This is a genomic window from Micromonospora sp. NPDC005367, from assembly GCF_040606825.1.
In the GTDB taxonomy this organism is placed as follows: Bacteria; Actinomycetota; Actinomycetes; order Mycobacteriales; family Micromonosporaceae; genus Micromonospora.
In genome coordinates, this window is sequence record NZ_JBEXFP010000016.1 from 1 (window position 1) to 23691 (window position 23691).

Annotated in this window: 23 protein-coding genes; 10 read left to right on the forward strand and 13 right to left on the reverse strand. The window is 71.3% G+C overall.

Annotated elements, in window-relative coordinates:
* Window positions 1-227, forward strand: a 227-nt coding sequence (locus tag ABZS42_RS13730) for a hypothetical protein (protein ID WP_355144998.1), incomplete at its 5' end; no start/stop codon positions are given.
* Window positions 228-630: 403 nt separating this feature from the next.
* Here the strand turns inward: ABZS42_RS13730 and ctaD are convergent.
* Both ctaD and ABZS42_RS13740 read right to left on the reverse strand, forming a co-directional pair.
* Window positions 631-2391: a cytochrome c oxidase subunit I gene (ctaD, locus tag ABZS42_RS13735; RefSeq protein WP_355145000.1), complete on the reverse strand. Its 1761-nt coding sequence runs from the start codon at window positions 2389-2391 to the stop codon at window positions 631-633.
* A gap of 137 nt (window positions 2392-2528) precedes the next feature.
* Entirely contained in the window at window positions 2529-3635 is a 1107-nt protein-coding gene (locus tag ABZS42_RS13740; protein WP_355145002.1) for an FAD-dependent monooxygenase, read from the reverse strand.
* Between the two features lie 465 nt (window positions 3636-4100).
* Between ABZS42_RS13740 and ABZS42_RS13745 the strand changes: the two genes are divergently transcribed.
* The gene (locus ABZS42_RS13745; RefSeq protein ID WP_355145004.1) at window positions 4101-5072 is read left to right on the forward strand and encodes a LuxR C-terminal-related transcriptional regulator; all 972 of its coding nucleotides are present in this window, start codon (window positions 4101-4103) and stop codon (window positions 5070-5072) included.
* Between the two features lie 68 nt (window positions 5073-5140).
* Here ABZS42_RS13745 and ABZS42_RS13750 read toward each other — a convergent pair whose 3' ends face one another.
* The 3 genes from ABZS42_RS13750 to ABZS42_RS13760 all read right to left on the reverse strand — a co-directional run bounded on the left by ABZS42_RS13750 (window position 5141) and on the right by ABZS42_RS13760 (window position 8365).
* Window positions 5141-6457 carry a hypothetical protein gene (locus tag ABZS42_RS13750; RefSeq protein ID WP_355145006.1) on the reverse strand — a complete coding sequence of 439 codons (1317 nt, stop codon included), beginning with the start codon at window positions 6455-6457 and terminating at the stop codon, window positions 5141-5143.
* Between the two features lie 781 nt (window positions 6458-7238).
* Window positions 7239-7436, reverse strand: coding sequence for a hypothetical protein (locus ABZS42_RS13755; RefSeq protein ID WP_355145008.1), 198 nt, complete (start codon window positions 7434-7436; stop codon window positions 7239-7241).
* Window positions 7437-7576: 140 nt separating this feature from the next.
* Window positions 7577-8365 (reverse strand): aldo/keto reductase, encoded by a 789-nt coding sequence (locus ABZS42_RS13760; protein WP_355145010.1) that lies wholly within the window; start codon window positions 8363-8365, stop codon window positions 7577-7579.
* Window positions 8366-8460: 95 nt separating this feature from the next.
* Between ABZS42_RS13760 and ABZS42_RS13765 the strand changes: the two genes are divergently transcribed.
* Together ABZS42_RS13765 and ABZS42_RS13770 are read left to right on the forward strand one after the other, a co-directional pair.
* Window positions 8461-9522, forward strand: coding sequence for a DNA polymerase ligase N-terminal domain-containing protein (locus ABZS42_RS13765; protein WP_355145012.1), 1062 nt, complete (start codon window positions 8461-8463; stop codon window positions 9520-9522).
* Window positions 9523-9536: 14 nt separating this feature from the next.
* Window positions 9537-10727 carry a threonine synthase gene (locus ABZS42_RS13770; protein WP_355145014.1) on the forward strand — a complete coding sequence of 397 codons (1191 nt, stop codon included), beginning with the start codon at window positions 9537-9539 and terminating at the stop codon, window positions 10725-10727.
* A 24-nt stretch (window positions 10728-10751) separates the two neighbouring features.
* Here ABZS42_RS13770 and ABZS42_RS13775 read toward each other — a convergent pair whose 3' ends face one another.
* From ABZS42_RS13775 to ABZS42_RS13785, 3 genes are all read right to left on the reverse strand, one after another.
* Window positions 10752-12548: a glycoside hydrolase family 15 protein gene (locus ABZS42_RS13775; RefSeq protein ID WP_355145016.1), complete on the reverse strand. Its 1797-nt coding sequence runs from the start codon at window positions 12546-12548 to the stop codon at window positions 10752-10754.
* A gap of 46 nt (window positions 12549-12594) precedes the next feature.
* Entirely contained in the window at window positions 12595-12984 is a 390-nt protein-coding gene (locus ABZS42_RS13780; protein WP_355145018.1) for a cupin domain-containing protein, read from the reverse strand.
* Window positions 12985-13258: 274 nt separating this feature from the next.
* Window positions 13259-13714: a septum formation initiator gene (locus ABZS42_RS13785; RefSeq protein WP_355145020.1), complete on the reverse strand. Its 456-nt coding sequence runs from the start codon at window positions 13712-13714 to the stop codon at window positions 13259-13261.
* 102 nt (window positions 13715-13816) lie between these two features.
* On the opposite strand from ABZS42_RS13785, the gene ABZS42_RS13790 reads away from it, so the two are divergent.
* From ABZS42_RS13790 to ABZS42_RS13800, 3 genes are all read left to right on the forward strand, one after another.
* Window positions 13817-14509 carry a response regulator transcription factor gene (locus ABZS42_RS13790; RefSeq protein ID WP_355145022.1) on the forward strand — a complete coding sequence of 231 codons (693 nt, stop codon included), beginning with the start codon at window positions 13817-13819 and terminating at the stop codon, window positions 14507-14509.
* Window positions 14506-15786, forward strand: a complete 1281-nt coding sequence (locus ABZS42_RS13795; RefSeq protein ID WP_355145024.1) for a HAMP domain-containing sensor histidine kinase — start codon at window positions 14506-14508, stop codon at window positions 15784-15786. The genes ABZS42_RS13790 and ABZS42_RS13795 overlap by 4 nt, the downstream gene beginning before the upstream one ends.
* Before the next feature lie 81 nt (window positions 15787-15867).
* Window positions 15868-16344 (forward strand): PepSY domain-containing protein, encoded by a 477-nt coding sequence (locus tag ABZS42_RS13800; protein ID WP_355145026.1) that lies wholly within the window; start codon window positions 15868-15870, stop codon window positions 16342-16344.
* Between the two features lie 138 nt (window positions 16345-16482).
* Here the strand turns inward: ABZS42_RS13800 and ABZS42_RS13805 are convergent, their stop codons facing one another.
* Together ABZS42_RS13805 and ABZS42_RS13810 are read right to left on the reverse strand one after the other, a co-directional pair.
* Complete coding sequence (locus tag ABZS42_RS13805; protein ID WP_355145028.1) at window positions 16483-16764, reverse strand: adhesin; 282 nt, start codon at window positions 16762-16764, stop codon at window positions 16483-16485.
* Between the two features lie 188 nt (window positions 16765-16952).
* Window positions 16953-18026 carry an NAD(P)-binding domain-containing protein gene (locus ABZS42_RS13810; RefSeq protein ID WP_355145030.1) on the reverse strand — a complete coding sequence of 358 codons (1074 nt, stop codon included), beginning with the start codon at window positions 18024-18026 and terminating at the stop codon, window positions 16953-16955.
* 123 nt (window positions 18027-18149) lie between these two features.
* Here ABZS42_RS13810 and ABZS42_RS13815 point away from each other — a divergent pair, with 123 nt between their 5' ends.
* Together ABZS42_RS13815 and dacB are read left to right on the forward strand one after the other, a co-directional pair.
* Complete coding sequence (locus ABZS42_RS13815; protein WP_355145032.1) at window positions 18150-18866, forward strand: aquaporin; 717 nt, start codon at window positions 18150-18152, stop codon at window positions 18864-18866.
* Window positions 18867-18992: 126 nt separating this feature from the next.
* Complete coding sequence (gene dacB, locus ABZS42_RS13820; RefSeq protein WP_355145034.1) at window positions 18993-20576, forward strand: D-alanyl-D-alanine carboxypeptidase/D-alanyl-D-alanine-endopeptidase; 1584 nt, start codon at window positions 18993-18995, stop codon at window positions 20574-20576.
* A gap of 77 nt (window positions 20577-20653) precedes the next feature.
* Here dacB and ABZS42_RS13825 read toward each other — a convergent pair whose 3' ends face one another.
* The 3 genes from ABZS42_RS13825 to ABZS42_RS13835 all read right to left on the reverse strand — a co-directional run bounded on the left by ABZS42_RS13825 (window position 20654) and on the right by ABZS42_RS13835 (window position 22353).
* Window positions 20654-20980 (reverse strand): hypothetical protein, encoded by a 327-nt coding sequence (locus tag ABZS42_RS13825; RefSeq protein ID WP_355145036.1) that lies wholly within the window; start codon window positions 20978-20980, stop codon window positions 20654-20656.
* A gap of 160 nt (window positions 20981-21140) precedes the next feature.
* Window positions 21141-21578 carry a nitroreductase family deazaflavin-dependent oxidoreductase gene (locus ABZS42_RS13830; protein WP_355145038.1) on the reverse strand — a complete coding sequence of 146 codons (438 nt, stop codon included), beginning with the start codon at window positions 21576-21578 and terminating at the stop codon, window positions 21141-21143.
* Window positions 21579-21759: 181 nt separating this feature from the next.
* A complete protein-coding gene (locus tag ABZS42_RS13835) occupies window positions 21760-22353 on the reverse strand; it encodes a pentapeptide repeat-containing protein (RefSeq protein WP_355145040.1) in 594 nt (197 codons plus the stop codon).
* An 81-nt stretch (window positions 22354-22434) separates the two neighbouring features.
* Between ABZS42_RS13835 and ABZS42_RS13840 the strand changes: the two genes are divergently transcribed.
* Window positions 22435-23667, forward strand: a complete 1233-nt coding sequence (locus ABZS42_RS13840) for a serine hydrolase domain-containing protein (protein ID WP_355145042.1) — start codon at window positions 22435-22437, stop codon at window positions 23665-23667.
* Window positions 23668-23691: the final 24 nt, after the last annotated feature.

The following is a 23691-nucleotide window of genomic DNA, read 5'->3' on the forward strand; positions in this document are numbered from 1 at the left end:
GCCTCGGGGTGGCCGCCCTGGCCCTGCTGGCACCACGCCGTCCCCGGCTGGCGCAGCTCGCGTTCCTGGTGGTCGCTGCCTTCCTGATCTTCAGCCGGGCCGGCCGGGCCGGGCGGGGTGGGGTCGGGTGGGCGGGGCGGGACCAGAGCGAGATGACCGACCCGACTTCATGGAATTCGGGTTATCCCGACCGTTCGAACGCCCCGACTTCCTTGAAGTCGAGTTGATCACGCCAGCACTGACCGAGGACCTGGCCGCGCCAACCGAGCCCGACCAAGAAGAACCCGGCCAAGGAGAACCCGATCAAGGAGAACCCCGCCGAGAAGAACCCGGGCGAGGAAGGCCCGGGCGAGGAAGGCCCGGGCGAGGACAGACCTGGGCGAGGACAGACCTGGGCGAGGACAGACCTGGGCAAGGACAGACCCGGGCAAGGACAGACCCGGGCAAGGACAGACCCGGGCAAGAAGAGAACGGGCGAGGAAGACCCGGGCAGGGCAGGCCGGGACGAGGGATGCGAGGCGGGCGGGAGGCGGGCAGGGGCAGGCGGGAGGCGGGACGGAAATGGCGACGGGCGCCGCTCCCGGGTGGTCCGGGGGCGGCGCCCGTCGTGGGTGCCGTGGATCTGACCGGTCAGGCCCGGTCGATGTTGGTGGTGGTGTCCTCGGTGTAGCGGGCCCCGCCGTCCGACTCGCTGGTCAGCGGCTTGGCACCACCCTCCGGCGGCCCGGCCAGGCTCTGGCCGCCGGCGGCCAGCTCCGGGAACTTGAGGTCGAACGCCGGCCGCTCGGAGCGGATCCGCGGCATCCGGTCGAAGTTCCGCAGCGGCGGCGGGGAGCTGGTGGCCCACTCCAACGAGTTGCCGTGGCCCCACGGGTCGTTGACCTCGACCACCGGACCGGTCTTGTACGACTTCCAGCAGTTGTAGATGAACGGAAGCGTCGAGATGCCGGTGATGAAGGCACCGATGGTGGAGACCGTGTTCAACGTGGTGAAGCCGTCTTCGGGCAGGTAGTCGGCGTAACGCCGCGGGAATCCCTCAGCACCCAGCCAGTGCTGCACCAGGAACGTGGTGTGGAAACCGACGAAGGTGAGCCAGAAGTGCACCTTCCCCAGCCGCTCGTCGAGCATCCGGCCGAACATCTTCGGGAACCAGAAGTAGACGCCGGCGAAGACCGCGAACACGATGGTGCCGAAGAGCACGTAGTGGAAGTGCGCCACCACGAAGTACGAGTCGGAGACGTGGAAGTCCAACGGCGGGCTGGCCAGCAGCACACCGGTGAGACCACCGAAGAGGAACGTCACCAGGAAGCCGATCGAGAAGAGCATCGGCGTCTCGAAGCTGACCTGGCCGCGCCACATGGTGCCGATCCAGTTGAAGAACTTCATACCGGTGGGCACCGCGATCATGAAGCTCAGGAAGCTGAAGAACGGCAGCAGCACCTGGCCGGTGGCGAACAGGTGGTGCGCCCACACGCTCATCGACAGGGCGGCGATGGAGAGCGTCGCGGCCACCAGACCCTTGTAGCCGAAGATCGGCTTGCGCGAGAAGACCGGGATGATCTCGCTGATGATGCCGAAGAACGGCAGCGCGACCACGTACACCTCGGGATGGCCGAAGAACCAGAAGAGGTGCTGCCAGAGCATCGGCCCGCCGGTTGCCGCGTCGAACACGTGGGCACCGATCAGCCGGTCCGCGGCGAGAGCGAAGAGCGCGGCGGCGAACAGCGGGAAGACCAGGATCACCAGCAGGCTGGTGACCAGGATGTTCCAGGTGAAGATCGGCATCCGGAACATGGTCATGCCGGGCGCGCGCAGGGTCAGGATCGTGGTGATCATGTTGACCGCGCCGAGGATGGTGCCCAGACCGGAGATGGCCAGACCCATGACCCACATGTTGGCGCCGACGCCCGGGGAGTGCTCCACGCTGCTCAGCGGGGCGTAGGCGAACCAGCCGAAGTCGGCGGCACCGCCCGGGGTGAGGAAGCCGGCGGTGGCGATGGCGCCGCCGAACACGAACAGCCAGAAGGCGAAGCTGTTCAGCCGCGGGAAGGAGACGTCGGGCGCGCCGATCTGGATCGGCACGAGGTAGTTGGCGAAGGCGAACACGATCGGCGTTGCGAAGAACAACATCATGATCGTGCCGTGCATGGTGAAGAGCTGGTTGTACTGCTCCGGCGACAGGAACTGCAGCCCCGGCCGGGCCAACTCGGCCCGCATGGTCAGGGCCATCAGGCCACCGATCATGAAGAACGCGAACGCGGTGACCATGTACATGATCCCGATCTGCTTCGCGTCCGTGGTCCGCAGCAGCCGCGCGATGGCCGACCCCTTGACCGGTTCTCGGACCGGCCAGGGCCGGGTCACGACCGGCTTGGGTGCGACGGTGGTCACGAGTGGCCTCCGGTTCTCGGTTGTCCCGCTCGGCACGCGCTGAACTGGCGAGCCGTCATCCGCAAGGAGGATAGTCCCCGGCAGGTGGCAGCGCTGCGTGGGGTGGGCAGCTACGATCATCGGCCGCGCCGGACGGCTCAGAGCGGACCCAACAGCAACCGGTAGTGCGCGCCGAAGATGCGGCCGCCCCGACCGCGCAGCAGCGGGTCGCGCAGGGCCGGCGGGACGTCGCGGGTCCGGTTGCGGTCGCGGGTGCGGTCCCGCACCCATCGGGTACGCGGGCGCCGGCGACTCTCGTACGCCATCAGGGCCGTCTCGACGTCGCCCGCGGCCGTCAACGACTCGGCGAGCACGACGGCGTCCTCGAGGGCCATCGCGGCTCCCTGGGAGAGCGTCGGCGCGGTGGCGTGCGCGGCGTCGCCGACGAGCAACACCCGTCCCCGGTGCCAGCGCCCCAGTTCCACCTCGTCGGTGACACCCACGTTCACCCACTGCACCGCGTCGAGCACCTCGGGCACCGGGCCGCCGTACGAGCCGAAGACCTCCCGAAGCCGGGCCACCGGGTCGGCGGGCGGTTCGGTGCCGGCCTCGTCGGCGTAGCAGTGCAGCCGCCCGGCGCCGATCGGCACCATCAGGAAACCGGAGCGCTGCCCGAGCAGCGCGGTCCACTCGGTGATGGGCGGGGCGTCGCGCAGCACCGTGCGGTAGACCACCTGGCCCGCGGGACGGGGCGGGCCGCCGAGCGCCGCCAGGGCGCGTACCGACGAGCGCGGCCCGTCGGCGCCGATCACGAGGTCGTACTCGGCGCTGGTGCCGTCGACGAAGGTCACCCCGACGCCGGCGGGCAGCAGGTCGAGGGTGCGCACCTCGGCACCGTGCCGCACCGCTCCACCGGCACCGGTGAGCAGCACCCGGTGCAGTTCGGCCCGGGGCAGGGCGCGGCACTCGCCGACCCCGGCCCAGAGCGTGTCGAGGTCGACCTCGCAGAGCGGCTCGCCGGCGGCGTCCAGGAAGCGCTGCCGGTTGACGACGTGCCCGAGCCGGCGCACCGGGTCGTGCAGGTCCAGCCGGCGCAGCGCTCGGGCGGCATTGCCGGGAAGGTAGAGACCGGTCTCGTGGGACTCCCCCGGCGGCAACTTCTCCGTCACGTCGGGGCGGAAGCCCGCCAACCGCAGCGCCCGGGCGACGGCGAGGCCGGCGATGCCCGCGCCGACGATGAGGATGCGCAGGGGGGAGCCACGCATGGTGGTACACGCCTCCGGAGGGGTTCGGCACGCGTCGGATACAGGACACTACTCGGTGCAATCAGCGCACACCAGGGCTGATCGGCCACCGGGAACGCTCCCGGCGGTGGTCGTGGTCGGTCACGTGGAGGGAGGTTCGGGTCGCCGGGTGGGTCAGCCCCGCCGGCTGGGCCGTACGCGCCTGCCACCTGGTGATCTCGTTCCGCTGCCCGGCCCGACCGGCCTGCCGCCTGGGCCGCCCGCACCCGGACGAAGGCACCAACCGGAGGACCCCACTTCCGGCCACCCGTCCCCCGGCGGCCTCGGACCCGGGTTCACCGCTCCCGTCGGTAGTCGAACGCGTCACGCGGCAGCGTCAGGACACCCCGCCAGACGCGCACCGCCCCGTCACGCAACGGATCTTGTGCGTCAACTCGGCGTACATTCATACTCCCGCATGCGCATGCGCATATGGGAGCGTGACAAGTGTTGTCCTCGTTAGGCATCAATCAATTCACCGAGACCGTGTACCGGGCGATGCTGTCGGACCACACCTGGACTGTGCAGCACCTGGCGGAACGCCTGGGCGCCTCCGAACGGCAGGTCCGACAGGCACTGGACCAACTCGCCGATCTGTCGCTGCTGGCCGAGGACGGGATCGGTGACGGCGTGCGCGTGGTCCAGCCGACCATTGGGCTGAGCGCACTGCTGGCCAAGGCCGAGTCGGAGATGCTCGATCGCCAGCGCCAGCTTGTGGAGACACGCGACGCGATCGCTGCCATCGCACTCGAACAGCAACGGCAGACACAGCGAGAGAGCGCGACCCGGTTGGAGGGTGTCGGGGCGGTTCGAGCCCGCATCGAGGAGCTCACTCGAGGCGCGCGCACCGAGTGCGTCTCGCTCAACCCGCGCAGCGCCCAGACGCCGGACGCGAAGGCGGCCAGCGGCCGGCTCAATGAGCAGATGCTCGGTCGCGGGATCCAGCTGCGCTGCATCTACCAGGAGAGCTATCGCAACGATCCGGCTCTGGTCACCTACGCCCGGTGGCTGACCGGGCTCGGCGGTCAGCTGCGGACGACATCGACGATCCCGCTGCTCGCCGTCGTCTACGACCGCGAGGTCGCCCTGCTCCCGCTCGACCCGGCCAACACCAGGCTCGGCGCGGTGGAGGTACGCAGTCCCGGCGTGGTGGCGGCCGTGCTCGCGTTGTTCGAGCAACTGTGGGCCGGGGCGGTGCCGTTCGGTGAATCGACTCCGGTCGACGCCAACGGGCTCGATCCACAGACGAGGCAGCTCCTCGAACTGCTGGCCGTCGGGCAGACCGACGACATGGCCTCCCGCAAGCTCGGCGTCTCCCTGCGTACGGTCCGGCGCATGGCCGCCGACCTCATGGATCGCCTCGATGCGCGGAGCCGGTTCCAGGCCGGCTTGGAGGCCGGCCGACGGGGCTGGATCTGAACGTCGCCGTACGAGCACGACGGCGGGGCCCGGGAAGGATCCCGGGCCCCGCATCGCTGGCGATCGGTTCAGATGCCGTAGACGAACTGGCTGTCCACCGCCCCGCCGCTGTTGGTGTTGCGGAGGTAGACGGTGTTGTCGCTCGGCCGGCGCACGCCGGGGGTGTCGTCGCCGTCGCCGTCCCAGTCGCCCGGCACCGGCACGTCGCCGGAGGGGCCGTGGCCGTAGATGAACGAGAGGTCGGTGCTGGTGGTGCCGTTCGTCAGGTACCACGTCGAGGAACTCGGCCGGAACACACCGACCGTGTCCTTGCCGTCGTTGTTCCAGTCACCCGCCACCGGAAGGTCGCCCGACGGACCATGGCCGAACTTGAACGACAGGTCCATGCTCGTGGTGCCGTTCGTCAGGTACCACATCGACTCACTCGGCCGGAACACACCGACGGTGTCCTTGCCGTCGTTGTTCCAGTCACCCGCCACCGGAAGGTCGCCCGACGGACCATGGCCGAACTTGAACGACAGGTCCGTACTCGTCGTGCCGTTCGTCAGGTACCACATCGACTCACTCGGCCGGAACACACCGACCGTGTCCTTGCCGTCGTTGTTCCAGTCACCGACGACCGGGATGTCACCTGACGGACCATGGCCGAACTTGAAGATGATCGTGGCGGCGCCACTGTTGACGTTGCGCAGGTAGAAGGTCGAGGTGGTCGGCCGGTAGACGCCGATGGTCTTGTCGCCGTCGCCGTCCCAGTCGCCCGAGATCGGGATGTCCTCCGGCGGCGTGGGCGTCGGGTCATCGACGATCTTGTCGTACCGGATGGGTCGGTAGGTGGACATCTCCGACCAGGAGTTGAAGCCGCGGTTGCCGAAGTTGCTCTCGCCGTTGGGGCTACGGACGGTCTCGCCGGAGGTGTTGAAGGAGTAGACGTAGGCGCCCTGGGAGTGGTCCGAGTCGCTCTTCCACCGGGCGAAGAGCTCCATGTGCCCGTCCCGCACCATCGCGTCCCCCGGCTTGAGGTCGTTCAGGCTGCCGAGCGTGTAGCTGGCCGCCCCGTTCATGTAGTCGCCGGTGTTGTACGAGGTGGTCAGGTGCCACGCCATCGACACCAGGCCGGAGCAGTCGCGCCGGTAGGAGTGGTCTCCCTCGACGTCCGAGGCGTAGCCGGTCTGGGTGTAGGTGTAGTCGTGGTCGGCCCAGTCCTGTGCCCGGGCCAGGACCTCCGACCGGGTGATCTCGCCCCCCTGGTTGGAGGAGGCGTACGCGGCCAGTGGCGCGGCGGTCACCTCCGTCGCGAGGCCGCCGAGGACACCGAGCCCGGCAGCGAGGGAGACCCCGACGAGACCGGTGACGGCGCGCCGCAGCGCAATGTTGCTCTCGAACATATTCATACTCCTTCAGGTGCCTGTTTTTGGGCGCGAAACATCGCGACAACGTCTCCCGCGGGAGCGTCGTCCAGACGCGTTCAGATGCTTGCTAAAGAATTTCGTAACCGCGCAGACCCGGAGACCTCGCGGCCCGTCTCACGACGCCGTCGGCCTTGATTAGCGCCTGGTCCGGCCCGGCAGCGCGAACGAAGATGACGATTGAGGCCAGACGGTCGGACAACCGCACCCTCAGGTGCTCAACGCCGTCGGCGGGTAGGGCGTACGCCCAGATCAGGTCGGTGATGACTGCTGCGGAAAGCGAGGGTGAGCCTGTGTTGCAGTACCGCATGTCCACCCTGACGATGTGCACGTCACCCCCATTCGCTACCCCCGGACATCGGCCCTGAGATAGGAGCGGGCGCGGCCGATGCCATCGTTGGCGAAACGGCGACGCCCAGCATCGAGATTGCGATCGCCACTACCGTCATTCGAACTCCCCGCCTCATTCTTCCGCTCCCCTTCCGGCCTAATTCCGGGGCTCGATCGGCCCGTGAGACAAGAATGGCCAGCGGCACCGGGTAAGTCACTAGAACGGCGGTGGCACCAAGGTGCACGGCGCTTTGGTGCCAGGAGGGCGCACGCTCCGGTCGGGGCGTTCGGGCAGGTCAGCCGCGGGGGCGGCCAGCGTGCGGGTACGGCGGCGGTATCGGCGACCGGGGCCCGCCGAAACGATGGGGCGACCCCGCCTGACGCACGGAGCCGCCCCGCCCGGCTGCCGGTGCCCGACCGACAGCGCTGGTCAGACGCGGGTGAGGCGCACGGCGTCGGCGATGACCAGACCGCCGGCCGAGCTCCACCGGCTCACCGCCACGCGGTTGGTGTCGCCGGTCGGCAGGGCGAACGCCCCGAGTGTGCGCCATTGGCCACCGGTGGCGCGCTGGTCGACGGCGACCGTGCGGTTTCCGGCGGCGGTGGCGAGGGATCGGGACGTGGCCATGAGACTCCTTCAGCTGGTCCGCGCGGCGGAGGGGGTCACAACGCATCGACGGACGTGATGGCGGCACGCTACCGCCACAGGTACGCGAAGGTCGGCACCCTTCAATCCCTGCCGCGCGGGTGAAGGAAATTGGCAAGCGGTCAGGCCGAGCCGAGCGCGTCGAGTTCGCGCATCTCCTCGGCGGTGAGCGAGAAGCGGAAGACGTCGGCGTTGGCCTGGATCCGCTCCGGCGTCACGCTCTTCGGGATGACCACGATCTCGTGGTCGATGTGCCAGCGGAGCACCACCTGCGCCGGCGAGACGTCGTGCGCGGCGGCGATCCGGGCCAGCACCGGGTGGGAGAGGTCGCTGGTGTCGAGCGGGCTGTACCCCTCCAGCACGACGCCACGGTCCCGATGCTCGGCGTGCCGCTGCCGGTCGTACAGGAAAGGGCTCCACCGGATCTGGTTGACCGCCGGGTTCTCCTCGGTGGCCTGGATCAACTCGTCGATCTGAGGGGTGCTGTAGTTGCTCACCCCGACCGCCCGGACCAGATTCTCCTCCCTGGCGGCGAGGAGCTCCCGCCAGAGCGGGATGCTGTCGCCGGGCGAGGACGGCGGCCAGTGGATCAGCCACAGGTCCACGTAGTCGGTGCCGAGCGACCGCAGGCTCGCTTCCAGCGTCTCGCGCTCCCGGCCCACCCGGTCCGGCGGCAGCTTGGTCGTGATGAAGAGGTCCTCCCGGCGCAGGTCGCTCTCCTGCACCGCCTGGCCGACCTCCTTCTCGTTGCCGTACACGGTCGCGGTGTCGATGTGCCGGTAGCCGGCGTCGAGCGCGGCCAGTACGGCGTCGTAGCCGGCCTTCCCGGTGGCCCGCCAGGTGCCGAAGCCGAGCAGGGGCATCCGCACCTCGCCCGGCAGCAGGATGGTGGGCTGGTCGTCGTGGTCCATGACGACCGTTCTACCCGTCATCGCCCCGCCGTGCGAGCGAAACAACGCGCCGCTCCGCCCCGCGGAGACCCCGGGATTGCCGGAGAATGCGGGCTGTGACCGACCGGCTTGACGAGTATCGACGCCGGAGGGACGCGGCCCGCACCCCTGAGCCGGTGCCGGAGAAGAAGCCGCGCGGCCGGCGGCGGAGCGACGACGAGACCGGCCGCTTCGTCATCCAGCAGCACCACGCGCGCAGCCTGCACTGGGACCTCCGGCTGGAGCACGACGGAGTGCTCGCGTCCTGGGCGGTGCCGCGCGGCCTGCCCCGGGACACGGGTCGTAACCACCTCGCCGTGCACACCGAGGACCACCCGATGGAGTACCTCGACTTCCACGGGGAGATCCCGGCCGGCGAGTACGGCGGCGGCACGATGACGATCCACGACCGCGGGACCTATCGCCGCGAGAAATGGCGCGACGACGAGGTCATCGTGGTGCTCGACGGGGAGCGGACGTCCGGGCGGTACGTCCTCTTCGCCACCGGCGGCAAGGAGGGCCGGGACTGGATGGTCCGGCGGATGGACCCCGCACCGGAGGGCTGGACGAGCATGCCCGAGCTGGTCCGCCCGATGCGTCCCACTCCCGCCGCCCGCCTCCCCCGGGACCAGACCGCCTGGGGGTACGAGCTGCGCTGGGACGGAACCCGCGCGATCGCGTACGTGTCGGGCGGGCGGCTGCGATTGCTCTCCGAGACCGATGAGGAGATCACCGGCGGGTACTCCTGGCTGCGCGATCTCGCCGAGGCGATGGCGCCGACCGAGGCGGTGCTGGACGGCCTCCTGGTCCGCATCGGCGGCGGTGGCGGGGTGCGCCCGGCCCCGCCCACCTCGGGCAGCCGGGTGCCCGCCGGCGCCCAGTACCTCCTGGTCGACCTGCTCTGGCTGGAGGGCGTGACCTGTCTCGATCTGCCGTACGCCCAACGCCGCGAGCTGCTCGACGGTCTGGCGCTGGCGGGCGCGCACTGGCAGACTCCGCCGTGGTTCCCCGGTACCGGCGCCGAGGCCCTGCGCACCAGCCGAGAGCAGGGGCTCCCCGGGGTGGTGGCGAAGCGACTCGACTCGGGCTACGAGGCGGGCCGAAGCAGCCGACGCTGGTTGAGCATCGACGCGACCTGACGGCGAGGAGCGACGTGTACCTGACCCACCTGGAGTGCCCGCGCTGCGGCAAGGAGCATCCGGCGGACCGGCCGCAGAACCTCTGCGACTGCGGCTCGCCCCTGCTGGTCCGGTACGACCTCGCCGCCGTGGCCCGCGCGGTCACCCCCGAACAGCTCCCGCTGCGTCCCGCCGACCTGTGGCGTTACCGGGAGGTGTTGCCGGTCGCCGACCCGCGGCACGTCACCAGCCTCGGTGAGGGCTGGACGCCGCTGCTGCGCGCCCCCAGCTACGGCGCGGAGATCGGCGTCACCGACCTCATCGTCAAGGACGAGGGCCTCATCCCCACCGGCTCGTTCAAGGCCCGCGGCGCGGCGGTCGGCATCAGCCGGGCCCGTGAGCTGGGCGTGCGGCGCATCGCCATGCCGACCAACGGCAACGCCGGCGCGGCCTGGGCCACCTACGCGGCCCGGGCCGGGATGGGCGCGACCATCGTCATGCCGCTCGACGCGCCCACCATCTGCCGGCGCGAGTGCGTGGCCGCCGGCGCCGACCTGCGCCTTGTCGACGGTCTGATCAGCGACGCCGGCCGCCGGGTGGCGCAGCTCGTCGGCGACTCCGGCGGAGCGATCTTCGACGCCGGCACGCTGCGCGAGCCGTACCGGCTCGAGGGCAAGAAGACCATGGGGTACGAGATCGTCGAGCAGCTCGGCTGGCAGGTGCCCGACGTGATCATCTATCCGACCGGCGGTGGCGTCGGGCTGATCGGCATCCACAAGGCGTTGCACGAGCTGCGCGAGCTGGGCTGGATCTCCGACCGGCTGCCCCGGCTGGTGGCGGTGCAGTCCACCGGCTGCGCACCGATCGTGCGGGCGTTCGCGGCCGGTGAGGAGCGTGCCGAACCGTGGGTGGACGCGCACACCGTCGCGTTCGGCATCACGGTGCCGGCGCCGCTCGGCGACGAGCTGATCCTGGCCGCGCTGCGGGAAAGCGCCGGTACGGCCGTCGCCGTGCCCGACGAGGAGATCCTGACCGACCTGCGGAGCTTCGCCGCCCGGGAAGGGCTGCTCCTCTGCCCGGAGGGTGCGGCCTGCCTGACCGCGGCCCGGCAGCTGCGCGCCGGCGGCTGGATCCGGGCGGGCGAGCGGGTGGTGGTGCTCAACACCGGTGCGGGCCTGAAATACCCGGAGACGGTGGACGTCTCCGCCGTGCCGGTGCTGGCGTGAGGCCGACCAGGGCGTAGGGGCCGGTCAGAACGCGGTCGGGTCGGTCAACCGCCAGGCCGCGTTGATCTGGCCGATGTGCGACAACGCCTGTGGGGTGTTGCCGAGCTGCGCCCCCGTGATCAGGTCGATCTGCTCGCTGAACAGACCGACGTCGTTGGCGTACCCGGAGACACGCTCGAAGAGCTCCTCGGCCCGACGCTGTTCACCGGTCATCACCAGACACTCGACCAGCCAGAACGAGCAGAGCAGGAAGCCCGCGGGATCGCTGTTCCAGCGCCGGACCAAGCCGCCCTCGGTGCTCAGCTCGCGCTCGATCACCGAGATGGTCGCGCGCATCCGCGGGTCGTTCGCCGGCAGGAAGTGCACCACCGGCAGAAAGAGCGCCGAGGCGTCCAGCTCGGTGGAGCCGAACGCGGCCGTGAACGCGCCGAGCCGGTCGTTCCAGCCTTCACGGAGCACGGTGTCGCGAATCTCGTCGCGTATCACAGCCCAGCGCCGTGGATCTGCGCGGTCACCGAGCCGGTCGGCCAGTTTCACCGCCCGGTCCATGGCCGCCCAGCAGAGCACCTTCGACGACAGGTAGTGGCGCTCCTCGTCGCGCGTCTCCCACATCCCCCGGTCGGGCAGCCGCCAGGTGGACGCCACCTGCTCGGTCAGGCCCAGCACCATCTCGCGCAGTTCCTCGTCGAAGGTCTCGCCGAGGTAGTCGCGCAGCCGCCAGACCGCGGTCATGATCTCGCCCGGCACGTCGAGCTGCCGCTGGCACCAGGCGTCGTTCCCCATCCGGACCGGCCCGGACCCGGCGTAGCCCGGCAGGTGCGGGCACTCGTGCTCGGTGAGGTCCCGCTCCCCTTCGAGCCCGAAGACCACCGGCACGGGCTTGTCGCCGATCCGACCGATCGAGCGGGTCACCCAGGCGAAGAGGCGAGACGCCTCGTGCGGGCAGGCCGCCACCCAGAGTGCGCGCAACGTCATGGAGAAGTCACGCAGCCAGGAGTAGCGGTAGTCGTAGTTGCGATCGCCGCCCAACTGCTCGGGCAGCGAGGTCGTCGCCGCCGCCGCGACCGCGCCGCTGCGCGCGTACGTGAGACCCGTCAGCAGGGTGGCGCTGGGGCGGACCAGCTCCGGGTACCGACCGGGGTACTGGTGCGTCTCCCGGTACGCCTCCCACGCCTGGATCGTCTCGGCGAGGGTGGTCAGCGGGTCGAGCCGGACCGGTGGTCTCCCGTACGCCTCGCCGTATGCCAGGTTGAAGCCGACGACCTGCCCGTCGCAGACCTCGAACTCCTCGTACACCCGGTCCTGTTCGGCCTTCAACGGCAGCCCGTCGGTGCCCAGCACCAGCACGACCGAACCGGCGGTGGCGAGCACGCTGCCGTCCGGCTGATCGTGCAGGTACGGCGTGAGCAGGCCGTGTGCGGGGCGCGGTACGTACTCCAGCGCCATTCGGACCCGGCCGCTCAACCCCTCGACCGCCCGGAGCAGCACGGCTGGGGAGTTCATACCGAGCTGGTGCGCCCGAGCCCCGATCTCGGCGGCCAGCGCGTCGGTGACCGCGACGCTCCCCTCAGGGGTGTGGTGCACGGTGCGCAGCACCAGCGTGTCGGGGTGGTAGCTCCGCTCGACCCGGTGACCGGGGCGGCCCGCGCCGACCGGGGCCAGCCGGAAGTGGCCGGCTTGCGGTCCGAGGACTCTGGCGAAGACGGCGGAGCCGTCGAACCGGTCCGGACACCACCAGTCGACCGAGCCGTCCCGGCTCACCAGTGCCCCCGAACGGCAGTCGGAGAGGAATCCGTAGTCGGAGATCGCCGGCTGACCCACCCGCCAGGGGTACCCCGATCGAGCGGGATCCAACGAAGCCGCTCCGTCAGTTCGGTGGCTCGTCGTCGCCGGCGGCCTCCGCGGCGTCCGCCTCCTCCTTCGTACGGTGCACCGCCTGGTCGGCGTGCTCCGGCGGGCCGTACACGGTGTAGAGCACCAGCGGGTTGGGGCCGGTGTTGACGAAGTTGTGCTTCGTACCCGCCGGCACGACCACGAGATCGCCCTGCGTCACCTCCCGCTTCTCGCCCGCCACGCGGGCCTCGCCGGTGCCGCTGACGAAGGTGAGGATCTGGTCGATGCCCTCGTGTACCTCTTCGCCGATCTCACCACCCGGCGGGATCGTCATGATCACCAACTGGGTGTGCGCACCGGTCCACAGCACTCGGCGGAAGTCGGGGCTCTTCTCGGCGACGGTCGCGATCGTGAAATGCTCCATGCCGACGCCATACCCGTTCGGTCGTCGTGCCACTCCGGGACTCGCAGATGGTGGAATTCGCCACTTCACCGAGGTTTGCAGCCGTACCGGCCGGGGATTGAGGTTCTCAGACCGGCGATCCGTCGGTTGAGCCAGGTCCCCGCTGTCGTACCGCCGAACGGCTGCGGTGGTGGGAGACGGCCAGAGCGCGGCGACGTTCCGACCTGGGTCGGGCGGCGCCGTGCGCTCGTCCGCGCCCGATTCGGCCGGGCCGGCACCGTCGGCGCATCGGCTGTCAGTCGTCCTCGACGGCGACCGGTTCCCGGCCGAGGCAGCGCACCTTCAGCTCGTACTCTCCGGCGCCCCCCTCGAAGCTGACCTCGACGTCGTCGTCCGGCCCCCGGTCGACGTCGCGCACCCGGAAGCCCTGCGCCGGCGCCCAGGAGACCAGCCGCACTCCCTCCGGCACGCACTCGGCCACCGCGCTGCCGCCGCCCGTGGTGAAGGTGCGCCGGACCGGCGAGTCGCCCGCCGACGGCGCGGACGGCGACGAAGTGGACGGGGCACCGGAGCGCGCCAGTGCAGGTGGGGCGGAGGCGAGCGCCCGAGCGATCTCGTCCTCGCCGCGCACCCCGCCGGGAGTTCCGGTGAGGCTCTCACCGACCAGCCGGATCGCGCCGAGGCCGATCACTGTGGCGAGGGCGGCGGTGGCCAACCACCCGACCACGACGAGGAGCCAACGGCGACGCATGCTGCGAGTGTGCCCGACCGCAGGTTGGCCCCGGCACGGCGCGACGCTAAGAGACGGTTAACGATCCGGCCTGGCACGACGGCAGCGGTTAGCCTGCCAGACGTGGCCCGCCTGCTGCTCATCGAGGACGACCTCACCATCCGTACGCCGCTGATCCGGGCGCTGCGGGAGCGCGGGCACGCGGTGGCCGCCGCCTCGACGGCGATGGCCGGGCTGCGCGACGCGCTGGAGGACCGGCCCGACCTCGTCGTGCTCGATCTCGGACTGCCTGATCTGGACGGACGCGAACTGCTGCGGATGCTGCGCGCGGTCAGCTCGGTGCCGGTGATCGTGGCCACCGCCCGCGACGACGAGACGGAGATCGTCCGGGTGCTGGACGCGGGCGCCGACGACTACGTGGTCAAGCCGTTCACCGCGGCGCAGCTGGACGCTCGCGCCCGGGCGGTGCTGCGCCGATCGCCCGGCGGCGGCACCCCCGAACCGGCGCTCGTGGTCGGTGGGCTGCGCGTCGATCCCCGGTCCCGGCAGGTCACCCTGGACGGAACGCAGGTCGAGCTGACCCCACGGGAGTTCGATCTGCTGCACCACCTCGCCGCCCACCCCGGACAGGTGGTCACCAAGCGTGAACTGCTCACCGAGGTGTGGCAGATCCCGTACGGCGGCGCCGACAAGACCGTCGACGTGCACCTGTCCTGGCTGCGCCGCAAGCTGGGTGAGAGTGCCCAGGAGCCGCGCTACCTGCACACCGTGCGGGGCGTCGGGGTGCGGTTGGAAGCGCCGCGGGCAGCCGGATGAGGGCGCGGCTGGCGCTCCTGGTCGCCGCGGTCAGCGTGCTCATCCTGATCGCGTTCCTGGTGCCGCTGGCGCTGCTGGTGCGCACCGTCGCCGAGGACCGCGCGACCGTACGCGCCACCGCCGACGCGCAGAGTCTGGTCCCGGTGGTGGGCACCGCCGACGCGACCACCATCCGGCTGACCGTCGAGCAGTTGGCCGCCGATTCCGGCCGGCCGGTGAGCGTGTACCTGCCCGACGGCAGCGTGCTCGGCACGCCCGTGCCTCGTACGCCGGCGGTCGCGCTGGCCGCCCGTGGGCAGAGCCTGACCGGGGAGTCGGCCTCCGGCCGGGAGGTCGTCATCGCCGTACAGGGCCGGACCGACGGCACCGGGGTGATCCGGGTCGCGGTGCCCCGGGACGAGCTGACCGACGGGGTGACCCGCGCCTGGCTGGTGCTCGCCCTGCTCGGCCTGCTCCTGGTGCTCATCGGGCTGGTGGTCGCGGACCGGCTGGCCCGCACGCTCGTCCGGCCGATCGGGGATCTCTCGGCGGTGTCGCACCGGCTCGCCAACGCCGAGCTCGACGCCCGGGTCACCCTGTCGGGACCGCCCGAGTTGCGGGAGGTCGCCGGTGCGCTCAACCATCTGGCCGGACGGATCCAGGTGCTGCTGTTGCAGGAACGCGAGCAGGTCGCCGACCTGTCGCACCGGTTGCGTACACCACTGACCGCGCTACGGCTGGAGGCGGAGTCGCTGCGCGACCCGGACGACGCGTCGCGGATCACCGCCGCTGTGGACGGCCTCGAACGGGCCGTCACCGGCCTCATCCGCCAGGCCCGTTGGCGGCGGACCTCGGCGGCCGGCCCGACGGGCTCGGACGCGGCCGCGATCGTCGGCGCGCGGGTGGCGTTCTGGTCGGTGCTCGCGGAGGACACCGGCCGCCCGGTGACGCTCGACCTAGCGCCCGGTCCGCTGCCGGTCGGCGTGCCCGCCGACGAACTGGCGGCCGCGGTGGACGCGCTGCTCGGCAACGTCTTCGCGCACACCCCGGACGGCACGCCTTTCACGGTGCGGCTGGCCGTCGGCGACGGGCAGGTGGTGCTTACCGTGGCCGACGAGGGTCCGGGCCTGCCGGCTGACGCGGCCCGGCGGGGCGCGAGCGCCGCCGGCTCGACGGGACTCGGCCTGGACATCGCCCGCCGGGCCGCGCAGGCCACGGGCGGGCGGCTGGAACTGGGTACGGCGACGGGCGGCGGGGCCGAGGTGCGGCTCCGGCTGGGTCCGCCGAGGGTTTCTTAACCCGGCCTTAGTCTTCCGGCAGCGCCGCCCTATCCGCCCCGGACCGATCCTCATCGGTAGGAACCGAGAGAGGTGGGGACGATGAAGCGCAGTTCAATGCTCCTGGCGTCGGCCGGCGGCGCGGCCGTACTCGCGGTGGCCGGTGTGGCGATCGGCGCCACGGTCGCCGACGAGCGGCGCGACCGGGACACCACGTTGGCCGCCGCCACCACCGCCCCGACCGCACCGGACGACAGTGCCGCCCCGGATGACAGCGCCGGCAGCGGCGCGCCGAGCACCACGGCCGGCACGCCGAGCGGCGCCCCGTCCAGCAGCGGCGCTCCGTCGGGGAACACCGGCGGCGACCGGATCGGACCGCAGCGGGCGGCAGAGATCGCGCTGGCGCGGGCCGGCGGCGGTCGGATCACGGAAATCGAGGCCGAGCAGGAGCACGGCCGCCCGGTGTGGAGCGTCGAGATCGTGTCCGGCGATGTCGAGCACGACATCGACGTCGACCGGGACAACGGCGCGGTACTCCGGGCGGAGCAGGAGCAGGCCGACGACGATGACGACGACTGACCCGGCACCCGCGCGGCGGGGTCCGGGTGGGCTTCCGCGGTGGTGGCCGCGCAGGGGCGGCACGACCGCCTGATCCTCCGGTGGAGGCACGGCGCACCCCGCGGGGCCGTGGGGCCCGCGGGGTGCGGCGAGAACGAACTACTGCTTCTCGGTGAAACCGAACTGAACGATGCCCTGGTCGTCGACGGTCGCGTCGACCGAGGCGTCGCCGAGGATTTCCACGGCGTCGGAATCCAGGAAGATTCGGGCCCCCTGGTTGTCGACCACGTGGTCGCCCTGCGTGGGCGCGGCGACCAACTCGACGGTGAGCGAGCCCGCCGCCGCGTCGGCGGCGATGCGCACCCCGCCGTCCTCGCCGACGTCCTGCTGGTTGGCGAGATCGCGAATGACCAGGACGGCGTTGTCGGTCATGGTGAGCATGCTGGAAACTCCTCGTGGATTCGCTCGGAGCGCGGTCGAAACGGCGCAGACCGGTGATGAGCACGTGGCCGGTGCACGTGGGAGGTGATTGCGCGGCACTCAGTCGCCGCCAACCGCATCGGGGCAGGTGAGAGCCCCGTCACTACCTACGTTGCACGTCGCCGGGCGATCCGTCAAATAGACCCTGATCAGTCGAGCGCGGCCGGGGAGCCGAGCAGCGCTCGGATTTCCCGTACGGCGGCACGGCCCGCCCGGTTGGCCCCGACCGTGCTCGCCGAGGGGCCGTACCCGATCAGGTGAATCCGCCCGTCGGCGGCCACCCGGGTCCCGTCCATCACGATTCCGCCGCCGGCGCCGCGCAGGTGCAGCGGGGTGAGATGGTCGATGGCGGCCCGGAAACCGGTGCACCAGAGGATCACGTCGGCGGCGACGAAGCGCCCGTCCGCCCAGGCGACCCCGTCGGGCGTGATCCGCTCGAACATGGGTAGACGATCGAGCACGCCCTGCTCGCGCAGGCGGCGAACCTCGGGGGTCACCGGCAGTCCGGTCACCCCGACCACGCTGCTCGGCGGGCGGCCCGCCCGCACCCGGGCCTCGACCAGGGCCACCGCGGCCCGACCGTGCTCGGGGGTGAACTCGATCTCGCGGAAGTCGGGCGGGCGACGACTGACCCAGGTGGTGCTCGCGGCGACCGGGGAGATCTCGCCGAGGAGTTGCACCGCCGAGGTGCCGGCACCGACCACCACCACCCGCTGGCCGGCGAACTCCGCCGGGCCCCGGTAGTCGGCAGTGTGCAGCTGCCGGCCGCGGAAGTCGGCCCGGCCCGGATAGTGCGGCCAGAACGGCCGGCTCCAGGTACCCGTGGCGTTGATCAGGGCTCGCGCGGTCCAGCGTCCACCGTCCGTACGCACGTCCAGCCGCCCGTCGGGCAGCGAATGCACCGACTCAACCCGGACGGGGCGCTCCACCGGCAGTTCGAACTTCCGCTCGTACGCGGCGAAGTAGTCGCTGACCACCTCGGATGCCCGGCGGTCCGGTGCGGCGGCGGGGAACGGCATGGCGGGCAGGTCGTGGAAGCCGTGCACCCGGTCCACCGTCAGCGTCGGCCAGCGGTGCCGCCACGCGCCGCCGGGGCCGTCGTCGCCGTCCAGGATCACGAAGCCGGTTCCGGGGGTGAAGCCGGTCCGGTGCAGGTGATATCCGGCGGAGAGGCCGGCCTGACCGGCACCGATCACCACCACGTCGACCGAGCGCGTGTCCACGCACCGTGCAACCGAAAACACTCGGCCGTTCTGCCCGCCGCGGTCGTCTCCCCGCTCACATCCGCGGGCCGACCCGCCGGGCGAACGCCGCGACATCGGAGTCCACGCCCATAAACTGCCGATATGACGGACATACGGCGCTACGCCGCCGAGTTCCTCGGCACTCTGCTGCTGGTCTTCTTCGGGGTGGGCAGTGCCGTGGCCGCCCGGGTCCAGGGCGGCGTGGTGGTGGTCGCACTCGCCTTCGGATTCGTCATGCTGGTCCTCGTCTACACGCTCGGCCCACTCACGGGCAGTCACGTGAACCCGGCGGTCACCCTCGGAATGCTGCTGTCCGGCCGCATCTCACCCGTCGGCGCGGTCGCCTACTGGATCGCCCAGTTCGCGGGCGCCACCGTCGGCGCCTTCCTGCTGTGGGCGCTCACCCGGTGGGGTGACGTGGTCGACCAGACCGGGGCGCTGGGCAGCAACGGATACGGCGCGCACATCAACCGCTTCGGGGCCGCGCTGCTGGAGACCCTGCTGACGTTCCTGTTCGTACTGGTGGTGCTCGTGGTGACCAGCCGCGCCGAGCAGACCTCCGTCGCCGGGGTCGCCATCGGGCTGGCGCTCGCCGTGGCGCACCTGGTCGGCGTCGCCCTGGACGGTGCGTCGGTCAACCCGGCCCGATCCTTCGGCCCTGCCGTCTTCGAGGGCGGGGCCGCGCTGCGGCAGTTGTGGGTGTTCATCGTCTTCCCGCTGTTCGGTGGAGCACTGGCCGCACTCGTGGCACCGCTGTTCGCCAGGCCGGACACACCCCCGTCCGTGCCAGGGGACGCCGAAGAGCCTCAGCCGGCCTGACGTCCGGACGCCACCGCACGATCCGTCCGTCGCCGCCGTCCGGCGCACCGACGACTCAACCCTGGCCGGCAAAAACCTTCGCCATTGAGCCTTTCCCGGCGATTATCGCCATGACAGCATCGAGGCATGCAACGTCGTCTCTTCCCCCGCACGCTCGCCCTGGTCGCGCTGGTCGCCGCCGCCGCGACCGCCGGCGCTCCCGGTGCGACCGCCGAGTCCCCCGCCCCGTCCGTGACCCGCCTGAACGCGACCATCGACGCGATCCTCGCCGACTCCCGACTGGCCGGGGCACAGGCGTCGGTGGTGGTGGCGGACACTGCGACCGGCCAGACCCTCTACAACCGCAACGGCGACCGCCGGCTGGTGCCGGCCTCCAACACCAAGCTGCTCACCTCCACGGCGGCCATGGCGCTGCTCGGACCGGACCACCGCTTCACCACGGACGTACGCACCAGCGGCAAGCGCCGCGCCGGCGTGGTCACCGGCGACCTCTACCTGCGCGGCGGCGGTGACCCGACCATGCTCGCCGCCGACTACGACGCGCTCGCGGCGCAGGTGGCGGCTGCGGGCGTACGCGTCGTGAAGGGCGACCTGGTCGCCGACGACACCCGCTACGACCACAACCGGCTCGGACCGGACTGGACCTGGGACGACGAACCCTGGTACTACGCGGCGCAGGTCTCCGCGCTGACCGTCGCACCGGACACCGACTACGACGCGGGCACCGTGATCGTGCACGCCGCACCCGGAAAACGGGCCGGCGAGGCACCCGTGCTCACCACCACCCCGCCGACGGACTACCTGCGGTTCGACAACCGAGCGAAGACGGTGGCCGACGGCGAGACGGCCATCTCGTTCGAGCGCGAGCACGGCAGCAACACCATCGTGATCACCGGCCAGATCGCGACGGGCGGCGAGCCGGCCAGCGACTGGGTGACGGTCTGGGAGCCGACCGGCTACGCGGCAGACGTGTTCCGGGCCGCCCTGCAACGGCACGGCGTACGAATTCAAGGGCGCACGCTGCTCGGGCAGCCCACCCCGACCGCGGCGACCACCGTCGCCCGCCACGACTCGATGACGCTGGCCGAGTTGATGGTGCCGTTCCTCAAGCTCTCCAACAACGGGCACGCCGAGGTGCTCGCCAAGGAGATCGGCCGGGTCGTGGCCGGCTCGGGCACCTGGTCAGCGGGGCTCGCCGCCGTCAGCGGGTACGTGGCGAGCGTCGGCATGGACACCGGCACGCTGCGGCAGCGGGACGGCTCCGGCCTCTCCCGTCGCAACATGATCCCGGCCGGCGAGTTCGTCGACCTGCTCGCCGCCGTCCGCGCCGAACCCTGGTTCGACGCCTGGTACGCGGCACTGCCCATCGCCGGGCAGCCCGAGCGGTTCGTCGGCGGCACGCTGCGCAGCCGGATGCAGGGCACGCCGGCGGCCGGGAACGTGCACGCCAAGACGGGCAGCCTCACCGGCGCTTCCAGCCTCTCCGGCTACGTCACCGACGCCGACGGCCGGGTGCTGGCGTTCTCGATCCTGCTGAACAACTACCTGGTCTCGTCGGTGAAGGGGCTGGAGGACCAGATCGCGGTCGCGCTCGCGGGCTACAGCGAGAAGAGCGTGGGCGTGGCGCGCGTCGCGCCGCGCGCCACGCCCGAGGCACCGCAGGTGCCCGAGGGCTTCGAGTGTTCCTGGGTCAAGCCGATCGCCTGCTGAGCAGGGTCCGTTCCTCACCGAACCCGTTCGCGAGAGGCGGTTCCTCGTGCCGGGCCCCGGAACAGGGGCCCGGCACGTCAGGCACTCGGGCGGGGCGGGAGCGGCGCCGCCGGGTCGCCGCGCTCGATGAGCGCGTCGATGTCGGCGTCGCGCAGCCCGCGCAGCGCCAACACCCGCGCGCCCCAACGGTGCAGGCGGCAGGGGTGTGGATTGGCGTCGTTGCGGCAGATCGTCCCGCCGGACCAGCGTTGCGGCGCGTGCACCACCACCGCCCGGAGGGCGAACTGCACGTCCTCGCCGGTCACGTACGGCGGCAGCGGAATCTCCCGCAGCGTGTCGTCGGGCGACTCGGCGGGATCGGCCTGGACGACCGGACGGACACGGTGGGCGGTGCTGATGCTCATCTGCACAATCCTCCACACAGGATGGTCGGACCGGGACAGCAGAAAGTTACGACGCCATCGACCGAGGGCGACGGACAAACTGTCCCGCGTTCCGGGTGGGGATCGCGATGACCGGCCGGACGGTGGCCGGGCGCGGTCGGCGCCGGCACCCGGCGGCGGATCAGACGCGTTCCAGCACCACCACCGGGATCTCCCGGTCCGTCTTGGTCTGGTATTCCTCGTACGCGGGCCAGATCTTTGCCATCGTCGCCCACATCCGGGGCTTCTCCTCTGCGGTGGCGGTCCGGGCCCGGGCGGTGAACCGCTCGCCAGCGACCTGCACGTCGACCTGCGGGTCGGTCAGCAGGTTGAGGTACCAGGCCGGGTGCTGGGGCGCGCCGCCCTGCGAGGCGACGACCAGGTAGTTCTCGCCGTCCCGTCCGTAGATGAGCGCGGTGCGACGCAGCTTGCCGCTGTGCCGGCCCCGAGTGGTCAGCAGCAGCGTGAACACGCCCGGCCGCCACTCGTGCCCGTCGGCCCCGTCGGTCTCGAGATACCGGTGGATGTGGCTGGCGACCCAGTTCGTGGGGCTGTCCAGCACGTCCTCGCTCGCGGTCATGGGCGACTCCTCTCGGATCCTTCGCAGTCGACGCCCACGCTACCGCCGGGCTACGCCCACGGTCCGGCGAAGGAACGACGGTGGCCATCGGCCCGAGGCGCGGCTCAGCTCAGCGCGACGGCCGGTTCGAAGCCGTTGCCGATGCCGCGGCCGGCTCCCGAGGACCAGAGAGGTCGGACCCTCAACGGATCTCGAAGCCGAGCGCCTGAGCGATCACCAGCGACTGCTCCACGTCGATGATCGCCCCCGCCCGCTCCACCACCAGCGGATCGAGTGCGGTCAGGTCGGTGCCCCGCAGGTCGGCGCCGGAGAGCCGCGCGCCGTGCAGCTGCGCGGCGGAGAGGTCGATGCCGGCGATCGTGGCGCCGGTCAGATTGGCGCCGGTGAGGTCGACCTCCCGCATCCGCACGTCGGTGATCCGTACCCCGCGCAGGTCGGCGCGGGGCAGGGCGACGAACGACCAGTCGCCCCCGGCGATCGTCAACGGTCGCAGGTCGCACTGGGCGAAGGTGCTGCCGACCAGCTTGCAGCCGGTGAATTCGGCCTCGAAGAGGTTGCACCGCTGGAAGGCGCACCGGGTGAAGGCCGAGTCGGTGTGCCGGGAGGCGTTGAACGTCACGTTGCCGAAGGTGCAGCCGTCGAAGACCGCGCCCCGGCTGACCGCCTCGGTGAGGTCGACCTCGAAGAACGAGCAGCGGACGAAGCGCCGATCGGTCAGTTCCTCGCCGTACCAGTCCTCGTTGCGGAAGGTCGCGTCCTCGGTCAGCTCGGGCATCGGGCCAGGCTACCGACGAACACCGACATGTGTGGTCGGTGGCTATTCCCGTCGGGGGTACCGCCGGGTAGGTTCGGCGAGGTGAGTGTGGTGAGAAGCATCGATCCGGACCAGGTCGGCTTCGACCCGGCGCGGCTGACGCGGATCGACGAGCACTTCGGCAGGTACGTCGACGATGGCCGGCTCGCCGGTTGGCAGGCGGTCGTCACCCGCCGTGGCGAGGTGGTCCACTCGACCGCGTACGGGCTGCGCGACCGGGAGGCGGGCACCCCGGTCGAGGCGGACACCCTGTGGCGGATCTACTCGATGACCAAACCGGTCACCTCGGTCGCCGCGATGATCCTCTGGGAGGAGGGGCGCTTCGAGCTGACCGACGAGATCAGCCGCTGGCTGCCTGAGTTCACCGACCTGCGGGTCTACGCCAAGGGCTCGACGCTCAAGCCGTACACGGTGCCTGCCGTCGAACCGATCCGCGTGTGGCACCTGCTCACCCACACCTCCGGCCTCACCTACGGCTTCATGCAGACCTCGGTGGTCGACGGCCTCTACCGGGCCGCCGGCTACGACCTGTACCCCCCGTCGGACGTCGACCTGGCGGGTGCCTGCGCCGCTTTCGGCCAGCTACCGCTGCTGTTCCAGCCCGGCACCGCCTGGGGCTACTCGGTCGCCACGGACGTGCTCGGCCGGCTGATCGAGGTGGTCTCCGGGCAGAGCCTCGACGCGTTCTTCAGCGACCGGATCTTCCGGCCGCTCGGGATGACCGACACCCGCTGGTACGTCGAGGACGACGAGGCCGGCCGGCTAGCGGCGCTCTACGGCCCGGACCCACGCACCGGGCGGGCCATGCGCCACGACCAGCTCGGCACGCTCGCGTACCGGAAACCGGCCCTGTTCTCCGGCGGAGGTGGTCTCATCTCCTCCGCCGCCGACTACCACCGCTTCACCCAGATGCTGTTGCGTGGCGGCGAGCTGGACGGGGTACGCCTGCTCGGCCCGCGCACCGTGCGCTTCATGGCCCGCAACCACCTCCCCGGCGGCCAGGACCTGGGCACCCTCTCCACCGGCGGGTTCGCCGAGACCACCCTCGACGGGATCGGCTTCGGGCTCGGCTTCGCGGTGGTCGACGACCCGATGCCCAGCCGGGTGCCGAGCAGCGTCGGCGAGTACTACTGGGGTGGCGTGGCGAGCACCGCTTTCTGGGTCGACCCGGTGGAGGAGATCACGGCGCTCTTCTTCACCCAGCTGATGCCCTCCAGCGCGTACCCGATCCGGCCGCAGCTGCGCCAACTCGTCTACTCGGCGCTCGTGGACTGACCAGCCTCGGGTTCTCCCGGTAAC